We start from the raw sequence: 12,983 nt of genomic DNA, 5'->3' as shown, positions 1-12,983 counted from the left end.
GTTCGTCGCGAGCCGTGACGACCGCCGCTGCCTGCGAACCACTCGCGTGCGGGTCGTCGAAAGGTAAGGTACAAATACGAACGGTGATTGATTCCGGGTAAGGGCTCGTAGATCAGCGGCAGATCGCTTCCTTCGCAAGGAAGAGGCCCGGGGTTCAAATCCCCGCGAGTCCATAGCAGTCCCTCGCTTTTGCGAAGGTAGCAGAACACCAAGAAGAAGAGATTTCGCTGTCGTTTCGAGAAGACGAAGGCCGGAAAGAAGAGGATCGCCGAATCGAATTAAACAGGCCGCCGACTCATCCCCCAGCCGTCTGGCGAAGGAAACGCGAGGTGGTCAGGCGTGAGAAGAGACGGCGACCGTGAGACGGAGACGAACGTCGACCTCGGCGAGGAAGAGATCGAGGTTGTCCAAACCGAGCGGCGCACCTTTTCCGGGCTGTTCGACGAGGACGGCGAGCTGCCGTTCTGGTGCGATAACTGCGGGTGGTCCGGCTACCTCCGCGAAGACGGCGCCTACTACCGCGTCAACGTGATGGCGGACGGCGAGATCGTGGAGAAGGCCGAGGTTCAGGAGTCAGATGTCGTCGAGTCGATCTGCGACCACGTCAACGACCCGGCCGCCGGGTCCGTCGGCACGTTCATCCGCGGCGCGAATCCGCCGTTGGACAAGTGTGAGCCGCCGGAACTGGTGCAGAACTACTACGCCGACGGGGGTCAGCGATGAGCCAGACGCACAGCGCGCTCGAGGCGGCCGGTCGCGTCGACACGCAGATCGGCGAGTCGATCAACTTCGAGCGGCTGGCCGGCACGGACGATACGAGCTGGAAGAAGGCGATCCCCTACGAGTCGGACATCAAGACGATCAGCCGGCTTGCGTTCAAGGTCAAGAGCCCGAACGGCGAGGAGTGGCATCACGTCGTCCTAGCCCGCGAGGGAGGGCATCACGTCGGTCTCTGCGACTGCAAGGGCTGGGAGTACAACGACGGCCCCTGCGTCCATCTCTGCGCCGTCCGTAAGGCCGCGTGGACCGGCGTCACGCCGGAGCGGGACATCAACGGGCGAGTGGTCCGGATCTGTGACCTCGACGCCGTTGACCCGGCCGAGCGCCGATACCCGTACCTCACAGACAAGCAGCGAGAGGCGTATCTGGCGTGCGAACTTGGCGACAAGGGCGTCCGGGAGTTCCAGCGCGAGAAGGGCTACAGCAGTCCCGGCACGGTCTCGAACCGGCTCCGGGTTGCTCGCGAGAAGGTCGCCGAGCACGAACAGCAACTCCGCGCCGACGGCGGCACCGCAGCCCGCCGCGACGGGCTCACCGACGATCGTCGCCTGCTCGGCGAGGGGGTCGATCGATGAACGCCGTGATCTGTGTGACAAACGCCGGTCGTGTCATACACACCGATCCCGGAGTCTTCGGAGGTAACAAAGGCTCTACTGCCGGAAACGAACTTTGTCACACACATGGGGGTACCCTCTCAAATCGGTCTCTCCCGTTGCGTGCGTGCAGTGTGCGTGCGTACTTGGAGGCGGCGCGCGCGCCGCAGCGCGTGGCTGGCGTGTCGAGCACCGTCACCGGAAGCGAGGTGAGTCGATGAGCGCCGAGACGGGCGGGACCCGACTGACGGCGCGAGTGACTGACGACAAGCTGCTCGACGCGATCGACGAGGCTGCCGAAGAGTACGGATCGAAGTCGGAGGCGATGCGGCACGCGATCCGGACGGCGTTCATCGACGACGAGAGCGCCGCCGACCGCGACAGCGACGAGGTGATGGCCGCGGCGCTGGCCGGGCTCCCGCCGACCGCACAGAGCGGGTACAAGACGCTGCGAGAGGCGACCGGAGACGATCAGATGGTCGAAGTCGGTGCCGCGAAGGCGATGGTTGCGAGCCAGACGAACGTGCCGAGCGACTCGGTGCGGTCGATGGTGTTCTCGCCGCTGAAGAAGGCCGGGCTAATCGCGGTGACACCGCACATCCGGGCGGTGTTCGTTACCGTCCACCCGCCGGAAGCCGGCCTAAGCGACGAGGTGAACGATGCGTAACGAGGTGAGCGTCGTCGGCGCGGCGCCGAACGTCGATCTCCGCGGGAAGCGCGACGTCGAGGAGTCGGCCGACCGGCGGCGACACCGGATCTACGAGGTGACGTGCCTGTCGTGCGACCACAGCGAGCGGATCCACGTCGAACCAGGCGAAGATCGGTTCGTCGACCACGACGAGCAGAACGCCGCGCACTACGTTGAATACGTCGAGGTAGGCCGATGAGCAACACCGATAGCACCGACCGCCACAGTCTGAAAGGAGGAAGGCGGGGATCGCCTCTGACAGGGAGTGGCTATCACTCCACTGAGACAACATTTTGGCATAATATTATAGATAAAAAACCCGGCAATACTCTCCTAGTTACTGACGGTGGTGTTGATCAGGACGACGGAGAAGTAAATCGCTGTCCGGTCTGTGTGACCGAGATCGACGACGGTGAGATACTCTGCGAAGAGTGCGGGAAGGTTTGGATCGTGGAGGAAGAAAATGCCGTCTGATAAACTCGGAGACAATGTCTCTCAGATGCCGGCTTCTTCCCTAAACAACGCAATCATCAGGATCACCACGCCGTACAAGCTGAACGCGAGGTACATCTCGGAACTCATGCCTGTGAATACGGGGTTCAGCTATATATCTGTCATCAAAAGCACGACTTTACTCACTAATCTGGCCCCATGAGAAAGGTTCCGATGAGTTTTGGATTCTCTATACAGAATCCAAAAGAACGGACTGAGTCAGCTTTTTAATCGGTGAAAGTTTCGTCTTCCCTACTCTCACCGGCAAATGATATTCTATCTATGCTATCAAAAGATATGAATATTCTCTCGTGGTGTTCTCCAGTCAACGAACGCCCATCTATTGGTATTCCGTATTGCCCTGTCTCAAATGTCTCTGTATTGTAGAACTCATCAGCATCCTTGAGAATGAATCCGGGGGGTACTGATTGGACTTCGTCAACTGTTCCAGTAATACCATGTTTAATCCGGCCTTCCATCTCAAAAAACTCTACAGACTGGATTATTATCTCCTCACCGCTGTAATTCTTCCAGTAATCGTAGGACTTCTTCACGTCCTTAGCTAACGAGAGAAGCGATGACAACTCACCAAATATTGGCATAAGTAGATTCCCAAAGTCAGCTAACTTATTCTTTGTTGGCTCTGTTGAAATCCTTAGAAATTGGTAGAATCTGCGTGCGAGATACAGAGGCTGAGTTCAGCAGAAGGACATCAATAAGAAGTGGATTGCCTTTCAAACACCCTCCATGCGGAAGACCCTCTATCGAACTGGTATCGGATTGTACATTCTGTGGTTAATAGCGACGACGCTGCTCATTCTCGGTCGGTACACGCCGTTTCCGTCGTATAAAATCGTCCACTCTGCGGTTGTAACTGGTGCAGCGATACTTGCTATCGTAGGTGTGGGGCAAATCCTCCGGAAAGGCTATCGAAAGGTCATCTCTGGATAGATACGCGCTCTGTATTCAGCAGAACGCTGGGAACATATCACCGGTTAAGGATTTCAACAGAGCCTCTTTGTTCCACACCGATTCTACACAACCGTTTCAGCTTCGTCAAGATACCTTCCCCGTCGCTCGAAAACGCTTCGGGCGGTTGAACGCGGAACGCCGGCACTCTCGGCGACACTCCGCCACGACTCTCCTTTTTCGCGTAGTCGGATCACTTCGAGGGCGGTCGCGAACTCGCCGGATCCATGATCGGCGACCCACCGGCGCCCGTCGTCGTCGTACTGGAGACCGAACGGCGGGCGGCCCTGGTCGTCTCCGCGCTCTTCGCGGGCAGTGAGGGCGGCCTGCGACTTCTCTATCTCTCGCCGCTTCACGTCGCTCTCTACGGCTCGCTGAACACGGAATGTGAGTTCATCGTCCGGTGACTCCTGCACGAACGAGATCTTTGCGCTGCCGACGATCGCCGCCCGCTTGATCTCCCAGTAGAACTGATCCCGAGCGAGGCGAGTGTCGTCGTAGGCGACGAGGTGGTCGTACTCGCCGGCTCGCAGGTCGTCGAGGAGCTGGCGGACCTCCGGATGCGCGTCGATCCGTTCGTCGTCCGCGCACTTCATGTGGATGCTGAAGCCGGTGTGTACTCCGAGGTCGACCGTCTCCACCTCCTCGGCGAGCGACTCGGCGAGCGCCGGGACTTCCTCTCGCTGGATCGAGAGCGACACGTCGTCGTCGCCGCCCTGCGACTTCCGGATGAACGCGGCGGCCCTACTCATCGACTTTTTCTAGCGAGAGCTTCGTCGACGACTCGATCCCCCATTCGACTTCTTCGCCGCCGAGCTCGAGGGCGTCGCCCATCGCCTTCGGGATCGTCACCTGATACTGTCCGTTGCTGTTCTGGGACACCGTTGTAGTGGTCCGTTTCGGCATGTGCCTCAACAACGTTGTTCTACGTGTTAGTTCTAACGTTAATTAGGTGGGTGTGTGATATGGGGGTTTCTCAGACACCAGCATCGGTTTGTCTCCTCTTCTTACTTTGTTCAGTTATTCAATCAGTAATAAAAATCATACAGCGTCGGGGTGATGTGCAGGTATGGTCTCAACTGACCTACCGACGCCTGAAGAGTTCGAGGAAGCACAGGAAGTAGTCGAGAACGACGATCCGGAGCTGGCCTCACACTTCGACTACTGGCACCGTGTCGACGAGTTCGACGACTACTACGCGTTCATGGCCTACGTCGCGGCGGAGCGCGCGGGCCGGAGTGCACAGTCGGCGTCGTCAGCCGAGACGACGCTGGAGAGCTACGAGGCCGCGGCGAAGGGACTGCTGCTCGGTATCGGAGCCGTGGCCCTCGTCGAGGCGGTGATCGGCGATGCACGCTTCTGAAGCTGGTGCCGCCCTCGCGCTCCAACCGGAGGATGAGGGCGAGAAGACGGCGCTTTCGCGGCTCCGCGACATCTACCGCCGGGCGACACAGTACCGCCTCCCGGCGCCGTACTGGGACGAGGAGCCGGGCCGCTACTGCGACCTCAATCCGACCGGTGAGAACGCCCTGGTGCTCCGCGACGGGATGGGCGCGGACGCCGCCGACGGAGAGGACACTGAAGGGGTGCTCGCCGAGGACTACACGCATCTCCAAATCGAACTGGACCGCGAGCCGGATCTGGACCTCGATGCGAGCCGGTTAGTCACGGAGGGCAGTGCGTGACCGAGATCGTGGAGTTCGGCACGCGCTCCGACGCCAACACGGTTCGGGAAGAGCACGCCGAGCATCTGACCGGCCGGTTCGATCGGCGGTTCGCGAAAGTCGAGCTCGCCGACGACATCCCCGACGACGTCGAGGCCGATATCCGCGGGATCGCCGCTGACGGCCGCGCCGATCGTGAAGGCGGTGCCGGCCACACCGAACTCACGGACGGCGAAAAACGGCGTGTGGGGCCGTTCACGGGATCGAACAACTATCGGAAGGTGACCGCGGTCAAGGCCGCGTTTCTCGACGCCGGGATCGACGACTGGGAGGCGCACTACGATCCGGAACTCACCGCCGATGAGAACACGGGGCGGATTGAGGAGGTGCGCCAGCAGCAGACGGGCGCCGACGTGAACGACGGGCCGACCGAAACAGAAGCCCTCCAGAAAGAGGCGGACGCCGCCGCCCGCGTCGAGGGCGAGGAGTGCGGCCACGCCTTCGACTACTGCGAGAGCGGCGATTGGGACGCGTGTGAGTTTTTGGTCGAATCATGCGGGCTCGATCAAGATGAAGCCGAGCAACTCACCGAAACTGCCGACGAGACGGTGGGCGAGGACCCGCAGGCGATGACCGGGGAGGCCTACGGGGCCCTCTCGAAGCTCTGGGACCAGTATCGAACCGGAATCGCGGAGTCCAAAGAGGCCGCCGCCGGCATCAACGAGGTTCGTCGCCAGTTCGGTCAGGAGGCGCTCTCGTTCGACGAACTCGGCGGGCGTCCAATCACCGCAGGAGAAATCGAAGCATGACAGAACTCGCCTGTAAGATCGACGGGTGCGATTACGCCGGGACGCCGCAGGGGCTCCGGTCGCACCTCCACGGACGGAAGGACGACAAGCACGTCACCGCCGCGACCGACCGGAGCCATCACGACTGGTACCCGGCGGCCTACGGCCTCGACGAAGAGGGTATCGACGACGAAGGGGACGAGACCCCCACCGAGACCCCCTCCGAAGGGGCCGATCTGGACCCCACTGAGGAGGGTACCGACCAAGAGGGCGCGGATACCCTCGATCCGGACCCCTCCGACGGGGGTACCGAATCGCCCGACGAGGAGGACGAATACGCCGCGCAGTGGGAGGGCGCAGATGCCCCCGACGAGGGCCCCTCCGAAGGCGCCAATCCGAACCCCTCTGAGGAGGGTACCGACGAAGAGGACGCGGATACCCCCGACGAGGACCCCGCTGAAGGGGGCGGAATGGGCCTCGGCACGGCCCTCGTGCTGGGTACTGGCGCCCTCGCCGTCGCAGTGCTGGTCGGTTCACGGGGATCGGACCCCTCCGAATCGCCCGACGCGACCAACCCCGACGAGACCGCCGAAGAAGGCGGACGTGGGGGCACTGGATGGGGGCAAGATGGAGGATCTGACCCCTTCGAGGGCACCGACACGGACGACATGGAGTTCACGCCGACCGAAACATGACTGACGACCCCACCAACGACGACGCCGACCCTGACGAATCGCACGACGACGATACCCCTGCCGAGGGAGACGAGACCCCCGCCGAGGGGGGCGACGAGGGGGACGAACGGCCGCCGATCGACGACGACGAGCGGGCCGACGTGGACCTCTCGGCGGTCACCGAGGAGATCAACGCCGAAGAGGAAGACGATACCCCCACCGAAGAGGGGTCCGAATCGCCCGACGCGACCAAGGACAGCAATACCCAAGACGAAGGGTCCGAAGAGGGGGGCGATACCCCCTCGACGACCCCCTCGGACGGCAACTCGTGGGGCGAGATGTATGTCGAAATCCTCGCCGTGCTGCTCCCCGAGATCACCGAGGAAATGAGCGGTGAGCCCTCGGAGATGACCTCGGAAGATGTCTCCGAGCTGGCGACGAAACCGCCAGTCGAACTGGACGCGAAGTTCGACGCGGTCGTAGAGGACATGGGCGGGATGGAGGAGATGAGCGACAAGCAGGCGCTCCTCCTGTCGACGGCGATCGTCTGCGGGACCGTGCTGGTCAAGGAGGGCGACGTAGCCGGCGACCTCGTCGGCACGGTCCGTGAGGGGGTGAGCGCCTGATGTTCGGCGGCATGCAGGAGAAGGCGCTGAAGCAGATGATGCAGAAGGAGATCGAGACCTACGCCGCGACCCTCGCAGCGATGGAGAACGACCAGCGCGAGGCGATGCGGACGCTGGCCGAGGCGACCGACGCCGACCCGGACGCGCTCGGCCTCGACGAACCGCCGGCCACCGAGGAGCGCGTCGCCCAGCTCGTCGACGCGATCGTAGCCCAGCAGACTGGCGACCTCTGGGGACTCTACGTCGATCACGTCGCGCCGGAGGCGCTGGAGAACACCGACAAAGCGCGAGAGTTCGCCGATGTCGACGCCGACGAATGGAGCGCCCAGATCGAGGCGTGGGCTCAGAAGTACCGCGACAAGGCCGGCGACAGCGTCGCAGACCGCACCGACCGGGACCTCGCCGACGTGTACACTCGGGAGACGTTCGGGCTCGGCCTCGACGAGTTCGAGGCAGAGGTGGTCGACCGCGACCCGGCGCGGCTATTGCAGTCGCTCGTCGCCGGCCCGATCGAGACGCACACTGAAGGGATCCGCGCCCTCGCAGAACAGGAGGAGTAACCATGCACATGCTGGTATCGGCGGTTTCGGGATGGGGCAAAGGCTGGCTGGCGCACGCCCTCGCCGAGAAGAACATCAAGGGCGACACCTACGATCGGGTGGTCGTGCTGGACACGTCCGACGAGTTCCGCGGTCTCGTGAGCAAGGAGACCGGACCGGGACTCGCGGCGCACTGGTTCGCCGGCCCCCGAGAACGAGACCACTTCGGGCCGGACGTTTGGGGCGACATGGTCGACCAGAACGAGGCGCTCGTCGTCGGCCGCCACGTCTCTAAAGACGACTGGCAAGAGGTCGCTCGGGATGTGATCCTCGCATGCCGGCAGTCGGATCACGACGTGTTGATCGTCATCGACGAGGCGCACGGAATCGCCCCGGAGGGAGAGGGCTATCCGGACGAAATCAAGGATCTCGCGACGGACGGCAGGACCGAGGGCGGCTCGGCCACGTCGTCGATCTGGGTGACCCAGCGGCTCGCGCAGCTCTGCAAGAAGGTGGTCGGCAACTGTACCGCGCGGTTCCTCGGCGGCTACCAGTCCGGGAACGACCTCAACGCCGTGAAAGACGTGCTTGAGTACCCGAAGGAGGCGCACAACACGGGCGGGCAGGAGGTGCCGAATCTCCCGGCAAAGCTGCACGCTCCCAACGAGGGCGCGATCTCCGTCCGGAAGTGGGTCGACGAAGGCCCCGACGGTGACCCTCAGACGGTCAACTCGGAGTGGATCTACTCCGACGACTCGGGGAAGATCGAGCGCGTCGAGTCCAACCGCTACGACCCGGAGTGTGAGCACGTCGGGGCAGAAGGGAAACGCATTGAGGTAGGGTTATGAGCCGACCGAGCGAAGAAGTAGGACTCTACGGAGAACGAGCCGATCGTTTCCGAGATATAAAACAAGAAATCGAAGACGTGAGGGGACACGAGGTAGCAAACGCAAGAGTGTTTGAGGATCTATTACTCCTTTATCGGCAGTATGGGCTTCCCTACGAAGACCCACGAGAACGCTAATTTTCTCTATTGAGGCAATTGAAACCCGATATCTAAGAATTCTGGTGGCATTTCTTGACTCACAGTGGGTTATAAGCAGGTCAGCGATTATCAGAGGAAATGAGCGTAGGATGATGCAAATCTATCTCTGAATCAGGCATTATAATCATGCGTACCAGTGGATGAATTATATTATTTATTCACGAAGGCCAGTGCTGCAATACCGAGCGCACCAGGTACTACTATGAAAATCAAACCTCCAGTCAAACACTCAATATACGAGGTGATCTCAAAGCCAACAATTCCCCCCGTTACAATGTCCCAGAGCACAGTTGGACACTTACTGATAAGTGGTGCTGCAGCCTCGTTTCGTGCCTCACTCACTCTTAGTCCAACAGTAAAAAAGAGAAAAATTGCAAGCGGAATACCAAACACTGCCGTTATTGGGTCAATATCAACCATTCTCATTCGCATATAGGTTCGCGTTTATGATATATCCTTTCCCGAAACATTCCCAACAAGTAAGGGGAATTTCGATGACTGAAATCAACCCTGTATTGAGTGAAAATTGGTGAAGTATCAAACAAAAACCAGTTGTCACGGCGCTTTTCGCCTCGGTCTGCGAGAAAACCTCACCTAAGCCCGATAGAGGCCGACTTAGCGGGTCACCCTCTTACAGTCGGACTCCGTTTTGCTCCGGTCGCATGCCCTACGATGTAACGGCTGGCTTCGACAAGCTGGCTGATACGCAGTTCGCGATGGACGCCGGTGCGGTCGGCGGAGGCGTCCTCGCGGGAGAATCGCTCGGCTACCTCGCTGACGGTCACACCGTCGGCGGCTTCAACACTCCCGCCGAACTCGGCGGGGTCGCCGTGATCGCCGGGGCTGAGTATGCCCCGATGATCGACGGTCGGACGAAGCGACACATGCAGGTCGGCGGCGGCGTCGCGATCCTGCTCGCGCTGATGGAGCGCTTCGGCGTTCGTGACTCCCTCACGGAGGTGCTCGCCTAATGGTGGACGTCTACCTGTCGAACGGCGACTCTGCTGAGGAAGTCGTGGAGCACACCAACGCGTCCGGCATTGAGCGGGCGACGCCGATCCTCGAAATCGACCCGGACCGCGGCACGTTCATCCGCCTCCTGAATCAGGTCGACCGCGGATCTGAGACTGGGATCCCGATCTACATGAAGCTCCGCGACTCGAACGGAGACCCGCTCCCGACGAACACGCGGGTGAAGTTCGAGCTCCGCCGAGCTGGGGACGACGACACGCACAAGGTGAGCGAGCAGATCGAACAGATCTCGTTCTGGAATCAGAACAGCCTCACCGTGCAGCGCGACGTGGACAACATCGACAACGCGAAAGTCGTGCTGGAGTACCCCGAGGCGGCCTCCAACACGGGCGCAGCGCCGTTCCACGACGTGCGGGACATCGACGCATTCTACGTGTCGATCGAGTCGGCAGCAGTCATCGACTGGTCGCAGTCGGAGTTCTACATCGACAACGCCGCGGTGAAGGAGGGTTCGCGGTAGATGGTCGACGTGATGGACCGGCTGCGGGAGGCGGGCCGTCGGAACACGACGCTCTCGCCCCGGCAGTTCGAAACGTCGACCAACTCGCAGGGGTCGCTCTCTGAGATCGCGGCGCTCGTGGCCGACACGGCACTCGCGCTCCGGACTGGCCGGCGCAACCCGTTCCGGGTCGCGATCCCCGCTTACCAGTCGTTCACCACGGCCGGGGACGGGACCGATCAGACGTTCACCGTGACGCACGACCTCGTCGAATCGCCGGATACGCAGGACGTGGTGATCTGGTTCGACGGCGCCTATCAGGGATCGCCGAAGTCGATCGACCACGACGCCAACGAGTTCACCGTCTCCGGGCCGGGGTCGGCCGTCACCGTTCACGCCTACTACATCAGTGGGAAAGCGGCCACGTTCCAGCTCCGGAAGAAGACGCCGAGCGCGAAGCAGTCGTCGAGTGCGAAGCTCTACGAGGCGAATCTCGGGCTCGTGCATCAGGCGAATCAGTCCGAGCAGCCGGAGTACCTCACGCTCGACGAGTCGCCCCTGGAGCGGTTCGTCGCGAGCGACATGGAGCTGACCGCTCGGATCAAGGCACCGTATCAGGTCCGTTGGACCGACCCGGACGGGGACGAGACGGAGCCGACGAACGTGCTCCTTCAGGCCCCGGCCCAGAAGGCCAACGGCGAGATCGAAGGGCTCCGGTCGGCCATCAGCGCCGACATGGGCCAGTAGCGGGGTTCTACCATGCCCGATTTTTCGACGACAGTCAACGGCGACCCGTGGCAGAGCCCGTCCATGAGCGACGGCCCCGTGACGACGATGGGGGCCGGCGGCGCGGGCGGAACCGCTGCCGAGAGTAGCAACGGCCTCGCGACCGACGTGGACGTGAGCAACATCGAGAGCCCGCTTTCTGTGTGGCTTGCGAACTCGCGATGGTCACGGCGTGATCTGGAACTCCTGACCGACCTGATCGGCGCGATCGGGACGCTCGGGTTCCTCTACCTCGCGCTGAACGGGGTGGGCGCATGAGCGAGCGCGTGGAGACCTTCGTCGAGGTGGAGGACCTCTCCGATGGAGAGCGCGCCCGGCTCGAAGCGGAGATAAAGAGCGACGGGGGTGACGCGTGACCGACGTGGTGCCGGCGCCGAGCGCGAACGACATCCCGGTCAATGAGCCCGTGACGGTCGACATCGGCGCGGGTCAACAGGCGACCGTGACCTACACGGCCCGCCAGCGGACCAACGAAGGGTTCGTACTCCCGACGGTCGCGGTCTCGAAGCGCTCGCAGTCGAGCTATGAGATCGCGACGGACGACGAGCAGATCTACGGTCCGGCGGGGATCCCGCCGACCGACATCGACGATCTCGCGGTCTGTTTCGTACCGGCCTACGAGTTTGAGCAGGAGCTGGAGGTGCAGGTGACGAACCTGTCTGATACGCAGCGAGAGTACCACATCCAGCCGATCGGCTACGAGCGCGTAGGAGGAGGTGAGTGAGATGGGGCTTGACGCAGAGGTGGAGAAGATCAAGGCCCGCGGAGCCTCTCGCGAGTCCCTCACGGACGGACCCGAGGACATCTCGGGGGGCGTCAAGGCGAGCCTGTCAACTGCGACTGGGGCAGCGTCGACGGCCACGCTCTACGTCGACACGCAGGGCGCTCTCGACCTCAAGATCGAGTTTTCCCCGGACGGTGTGAACTGGTACGAGCCGATGGTCGGCTCCCCGGTCGGCTACGATCAGGCCGATAGCGACGTCATCTTCATCGAGTACGACGCGGCAGCGGTGCGCGTCACCGGATCGAACAGCACGCCGGTCGACCTCGACCTGCGGGTGACAGCATGACGCGCTTCCCGCCGGCCGCAGGTGGCTCTCAGAAGGCGTATACCTACGTGCAGGACGGATACCCGACTGAGGCCGTCGAGGAGGGGCAAACGCTCTATCACGTCACAGAAAACCGGGCATACGTCTACGACGGCGGGAACTGGATCGAGCAGACAGTTACCGACCACTCCGAGTTATCGGGGATCACGGCGGCGGACCACCGATCGGATGCGAATATAGAGTCGGTGATCGACGGCTCGGCCGTTTCCGTAGCCTCCGCCGCCGACGCCGGATCGTTGGGTGGCGTAGATGCGGATCAGTACCCGAAGGCGGGCGAGACAGTGGTTTACGAGGGTAGCCAGCCGGAAACGACGCAGGCGGTAAACGAGTCGTTCACCGAGTACATCCCGATATTCGATGGCACCAGCGGCACCCTGTCGGGGACGATTCCGGCGACGTCCTTCGACCGCGTAGAGTATGACATGGACGTGACCTACAACGGCCCGAACATCAGTAGCGGGTCGATCACGTTCACGGCAACCTGCGGCGGCGTCGAGGTCGTGAACGATTCGGTCCCCGCAGACACGGACTCGGCCGATGGCGGTGCAACGAGGATCGACGGCGCAGTGAACTTTCCCGATTGGGTGTCAGGCGAGATGGTGCTCGCCTTTGACTACAACTTCGGGACGGGCGGGGCTGACGGGGACATCAATGTGACAGCCACGGCAAACGCGACGTCGGTGAAAACGCCGTACATCGAGATAACGCTGTGAGGCTGTCGGAGAACATCACTCAAACAATGATAAACACGGATAGAGC

General features: G+C 61.9%; 23 protein-coding genes and 1 tRNA gene. 20 read left to right on the top strand and 4 right to left on the bottom strand.

What is annotated here, in order from left to right; all coding sequences use genetic code 11:
* Positions 1-101: 101 nt before the first annotated feature.
* The 6 genes from ACNS84_RS11180 (at position 102) to ACNS84_RS11155 (ending at position 2,535) form a co-directional block, all read left to right on the top strand.
* A tRNA-Ala gene (locus ACNS84_RS11180) sits at positions 102-173 on the top strand.
* A gap of 166 nt (positions 174-339) precedes the next feature.
* Complete coding sequence (locus ACNS84_RS11175; RefSeq protein WP_435074947.1) at positions 340-723, top strand: hypothetical protein; 384 nt, start codon at positions 340-342, stop codon at positions 721-723.
* The gene (locus tag ACNS84_RS11170; protein ID WP_435074946.1) at positions 720-1,355 is read left to right on the top strand and encodes an SWIM zinc finger family protein; all 636 of its coding nucleotides are present in this window, start codon (positions 720-722) and stop codon (positions 1,353-1,355) included. Before ACNS84_RS11175 ends, ACNS84_RS11170 begins: the two co-directional genes overlap by 4 nt.
* A gap of 235 nt (positions 1,356-1,590) precedes the next feature.
* Positions 1,591-2,040, top strand: coding sequence for a ribbon-helix-helix domain-containing protein (locus ACNS84_RS11165; RefSeq protein ID WP_435074945.1), 450 nt, complete (start codon positions 1,591-1,593; stop codon positions 2,038-2,040).
* A complete protein-coding gene (locus ACNS84_RS11160) occupies positions 2,033-2,260 on the top strand; it encodes a hypothetical protein (RefSeq protein ID WP_435074944.1) in 228 nt (75 codons plus the stop codon). Before ACNS84_RS11165 ends, ACNS84_RS11160 begins: the two co-directional genes overlap by 8 nt.
* Complete coding sequence (locus ACNS84_RS11155; protein ID WP_435074943.1) at positions 2,257-2,535, top strand: hypothetical protein; 279 nt, start codon at positions 2,257-2,259, stop codon at positions 2,533-2,535. Before ACNS84_RS11160 ends, ACNS84_RS11155 begins: the two co-directional genes overlap by 4 nt.
* Positions 2,536-2,780: 245 nt before the next feature.
* Here ACNS84_RS11155 and ACNS84_RS11150 read toward each other — a convergent pair whose 3' ends face one another.
* From ACNS84_RS11150 to ACNS84_RS11140, 3 genes are all read right to left on the bottom strand, one after another.
* Positions 2,781-3,155, bottom strand: a complete 375-nt coding sequence (locus ACNS84_RS11150; protein ID WP_435074942.1) for a hypothetical protein — start codon at positions 3,153-3,155, stop codon at positions 2,781-2,783.
* Between the two features lie 432 nt (positions 3,156-3,587).
* Positions 3,588-4,274 carry a recombinase family protein gene (locus ACNS84_RS11145; RefSeq protein WP_435074941.1) on the bottom strand — a complete coding sequence of 229 codons (687 nt, stop codon included), beginning with the start codon at positions 4,272-4,274 and terminating at the stop codon, positions 3,588-3,590.
* Positions 4,267-4,428 carry a hypothetical protein gene (locus ACNS84_RS11140; protein ID WP_435074940.1) on the bottom strand — a complete coding sequence of 54 codons (162 nt, stop codon included), beginning with the start codon at positions 4,426-4,428 and terminating at the stop codon, positions 4,267-4,269. Before ACNS84_RS11140 ends, ACNS84_RS11145 begins: the two co-directional genes overlap by 8 nt.
* Positions 4,429-4,591: 163 nt before the next feature.
* Here ACNS84_RS11140 and ACNS84_RS11135 point away from each other — a divergent pair, with 163 nt between their 5' ends.
* Genes ACNS84_RS11135 through ACNS84_RS11105 form a run of 7 tightly spaced genes read left to right on the top strand, consistent with a single transcriptional unit; the run spans position 4,592 to position 8,661 of the window.
* The gene (locus tag ACNS84_RS11135; RefSeq protein WP_435074939.1) at positions 4,592-4,885 is read left to right on the top strand and encodes a hypothetical protein; all 294 of its coding nucleotides are present in this window, start codon (positions 4,592-4,594) and stop codon (positions 4,883-4,885) included.
* Entirely contained in the window at positions 4,872-5,207 is a 336-nt protein-coding gene (locus tag ACNS84_RS11130; protein ID WP_435074938.1) for a hypothetical protein, read from the top strand. The genes ACNS84_RS11135 and ACNS84_RS11130 overlap by 14 nt, the downstream gene beginning before the upstream one ends.
* Positions 5,204-5,995, top strand: a complete 792-nt coding sequence (locus tag ACNS84_RS11125) for a hypothetical protein (RefSeq protein ID WP_435074937.1) — start codon at positions 5,204-5,206, stop codon at positions 5,993-5,995. Before ACNS84_RS11130 ends, ACNS84_RS11125 begins: the two co-directional genes overlap by 4 nt.
* Positions 5,992-6,669 (top strand): hypothetical protein, encoded by a 678-nt coding sequence (locus ACNS84_RS11120; protein ID WP_435074936.1) that lies wholly within the window; start codon positions 5,992-5,994, stop codon positions 6,667-6,669. Before ACNS84_RS11125 ends, ACNS84_RS11120 begins: the two co-directional genes overlap by 4 nt.
* Positions 6,666-7,274 carry a hypothetical protein gene (locus tag ACNS84_RS11115; RefSeq protein WP_435074935.1) on the top strand — a complete coding sequence of 203 codons (609 nt, stop codon included), beginning with the start codon at positions 6,666-6,668 and terminating at the stop codon, positions 7,272-7,274. Before ACNS84_RS11120 ends, ACNS84_RS11115 begins: the two co-directional genes overlap by 4 nt.
* Positions 7,274-7,834 (top strand): hypothetical protein, encoded by a 561-nt coding sequence (locus tag ACNS84_RS11110; protein ID WP_435074934.1) that lies wholly within the window; start codon positions 7,274-7,276, stop codon positions 7,832-7,834. Before ACNS84_RS11115 ends, ACNS84_RS11110 begins: the two co-directional genes overlap by 1 nt.
* Positions 7,835-7,836: 2 nt before the next feature.
* Positions 7,837-8,661, top strand: coding sequence for an ATP-binding protein (locus tag ACNS84_RS11105; RefSeq protein ID WP_435074933.1), 825 nt, complete (start codon positions 7,837-7,839; stop codon positions 8,659-8,661).
* Positions 8,662-9,008: 347 nt separating this feature from the next.
* Here the strand turns inward: ACNS84_RS11105 and ACNS84_RS11100 are convergent, their stop codons facing one another.
* Entirely contained in the window at positions 9,009-9,284 is a 276-nt protein-coding gene (locus ACNS84_RS11100) for a hypothetical protein (protein WP_435074932.1), read from the bottom strand.
* Positions 9,285-9,520: 236 nt separating this feature from the next.
* Between ACNS84_RS11100 and ACNS84_RS11095 the strand changes: the two genes are divergently transcribed.
* The 7 genes from ACNS84_RS11095 to ACNS84_RS11065 all read left to right on the top strand — a co-directional run bounded on the left by ACNS84_RS11095 (position 9,521) and on the right by ACNS84_RS11065 (position 12,937).
* Positions 9,521-9,829 (top strand): hypothetical protein, encoded by a 309-nt coding sequence (locus ACNS84_RS11095; RefSeq protein ID WP_435074931.1) that lies wholly within the window; start codon positions 9,521-9,523, stop codon positions 9,827-9,829.
* Positions 9,829-10,350, top strand: coding sequence for a hypothetical protein (locus ACNS84_RS11090; RefSeq protein WP_435074930.1), 522 nt, complete (start codon positions 9,829-9,831; stop codon positions 10,348-10,350). Before ACNS84_RS11095 ends, ACNS84_RS11090 begins: the two co-directional genes overlap by 1 nt.
* Positions 10,351-11,076: a hypothetical protein gene (locus tag ACNS84_RS11085; protein ID WP_435074929.1), complete on the top strand. Its 726-nt coding sequence runs from the start codon at positions 10,351-10,353 to the stop codon at positions 11,074-11,076. It abuts the gene before it with no gap.
* A 63-nt stretch (positions 11,077-11,139) separates the two neighbouring features.
* Complete coding sequence (locus ACNS84_RS11080) at positions 11,140-11,373, top strand: hypothetical protein (RefSeq protein ID WP_435074928.1); 234 nt, start codon at positions 11,140-11,142, stop codon at positions 11,371-11,373.
* Positions 11,374-11,467: 94 nt separating this feature from the next.
* Positions 11,468-11,839 (top strand): hypothetical protein, encoded by a 372-nt coding sequence (locus tag ACNS84_RS11075; protein ID WP_435074927.1) that lies wholly within the window; start codon positions 11,468-11,470, stop codon positions 11,837-11,839.
* A 1-nt stretch (position 11,840) separates the two neighbouring features.
* Positions 11,841-12,185 carry a hypothetical protein gene (locus tag ACNS84_RS11070; protein ID WP_435074926.1) on the top strand — a complete coding sequence of 115 codons (345 nt, stop codon included), beginning with the start codon at positions 11,841-11,843 and terminating at the stop codon, positions 12,183-12,185.
* Positions 12,182-12,937 carry a hypothetical protein gene (locus tag ACNS84_RS11065; RefSeq protein ID WP_435074925.1) on the top strand — a complete coding sequence of 252 codons (756 nt, stop codon included), beginning with the start codon at positions 12,182-12,184 and terminating at the stop codon, positions 12,935-12,937. Before ACNS84_RS11070 ends, ACNS84_RS11065 begins: the two co-directional genes overlap by 4 nt.
* Positions 12,938-12,983: the final 46 nt, after the last annotated feature.

Source organism: Halorubrum wangae (genome assembly GCF_051194135.1).
GTDB lineage: Archaea > Halobacteriota > Halobacteria > Halobacteriales > Haloferacaceae > Halorubrum.
Note: the sequence above shows the minus strand (reverse complement) of the source record. Positions and strands in the feature narration are given on the sequence as shown.

What these genes read in the sequence shown, in the direction of transcription:
- ACNS84_RS11170 (WP_435074946.1), top strand. Translation starts at nt 720, where the DNA reads ATGAGCCAGACGCACAGCGCGCTCGAGGCGGCCGGTCGCGTCGACACG.
- ACNS84_RS11080 (WP_435074928.1), top strand. Translation starts at nt 11,140, where the DNA reads ATGAGCGACGGCCCCGTGACGACGATGGGGGCCGGCGGCGCGGGCGGA.
- ACNS84_RS11100 (WP_435074932.1), bottom strand. Translation starts at nt 9,284, where the DNA reads ATGAGAATGGTTGATATTGACCCAATAACGGCAGTGTTTGGTATTCCG.
- ACNS84_RS11165 (WP_435074945.1), top strand. Translation starts at nt 1,591, where the DNA reads ATGAGCGCCGAGACGGGCGGGACCCGACTGACGGCGCGAGTGACTGAC.
- ACNS84_RS11140 (WP_435074940.1), bottom strand. Translation starts at nt 4,428, where the DNA reads ATGCCGAAACGGACCACTACAACGGTGTCCCAGAACAGCAACGGACAG.
- ACNS84_RS11130 (WP_435074938.1), top strand. Translation starts at nt 4,872, where the DNA reads ATGCACGCTTCTGAAGCTGGTGCCGCCCTCGCGCTCCAACCGGAGGAT.
- ACNS84_RS11115 (WP_435074935.1), top strand. Translation starts at nt 6,666, where the DNA reads ATGACTGACGACCCCACCAACGACGACGCCGACCCTGACGAATCGCAC.
- ACNS84_RS11150 (WP_435074942.1), bottom strand. Translation starts at nt 3,155, where the DNA reads ATGCCAATATTTGGTGAGTTGTCATCGCTTCTCTCGTTAGCTAAGGAC.
- ACNS84_RS11085 (WP_435074929.1), top strand. Translation starts at nt 10,351, where the DNA reads ATGGTCGACGTGATGGACCGGCTGCGGGAGGCGGGCCGTCGGAACACG.
- ACNS84_RS11070 (WP_435074926.1), top strand. Translation starts at nt 11,841, where the DNA reads ATGGGGCTTGACGCAGAGGTGGAGAAGATCAAGGCCCGCGGAGCCTCT.
- ACNS84_RS11145 (WP_435074941.1), bottom strand. Translation starts at nt 4,274, where the DNA reads ATGAGTAGGGCCGCCGCGTTCATCCGGAAGTCGCAGGGCGGCGACGAC.
- ACNS84_RS11095 (WP_435074931.1), top strand. Translation starts at nt 9,521, where the DNA reads ATGCCCTACGATGTAACGGCTGGCTTCGACAAGCTGGCTGATACGCAG.
- ACNS84_RS11135 (WP_435074939.1), top strand. Translation starts at nt 4,592, where the DNA reads ATGGTCTCAACTGACCTACCGACGCCTGAAGAGTTCGAGGAAGCACAG.
- ACNS84_RS11120 (WP_435074936.1), top strand. Translation starts at nt 5,992, where the DNA reads ATGACAGAACTCGCCTGTAAGATCGACGGGTGCGATTACGCCGGGACG.
- ACNS84_RS11155 (WP_435074943.1), top strand. Translation starts at nt 2,257, where the DNA reads ATGAGCAACACCGATAGCACCGACCGCCACAGTCTGAAAGGAGGAAGG.
- ACNS84_RS11090 (WP_435074930.1), top strand. Translation starts at nt 9,829, where the DNA reads ATGGTGGACGTCTACCTGTCGAACGGCGACTCTGCTGAGGAAGTCGTG.
- ACNS84_RS11105 (WP_435074933.1), top strand. Translation starts at nt 7,837, where the DNA reads ATGCACATGCTGGTATCGGCGGTTTCGGGATGGGGCAAAGGCTGGCTG.
- ACNS84_RS11110 (WP_435074934.1), top strand. Translation starts at nt 7,274, where the DNA reads ATGTTCGGCGGCATGCAGGAGAAGGCGCTGAAGCAGATGATGCAGAAG.
- ACNS84_RS11160 (WP_435074944.1), top strand. Translation starts at nt 2,033, where the DNA reads ATGCGTAACGAGGTGAGCGTCGTCGGCGCGGCGCCGAACGTCGATCTC.
- ACNS84_RS11065 (WP_435074925.1), top strand. Translation starts at nt 12,182, where the DNA reads ATGACGCGCTTCCCGCCGGCCGCAGGTGGCTCTCAGAAGGCGTATACC.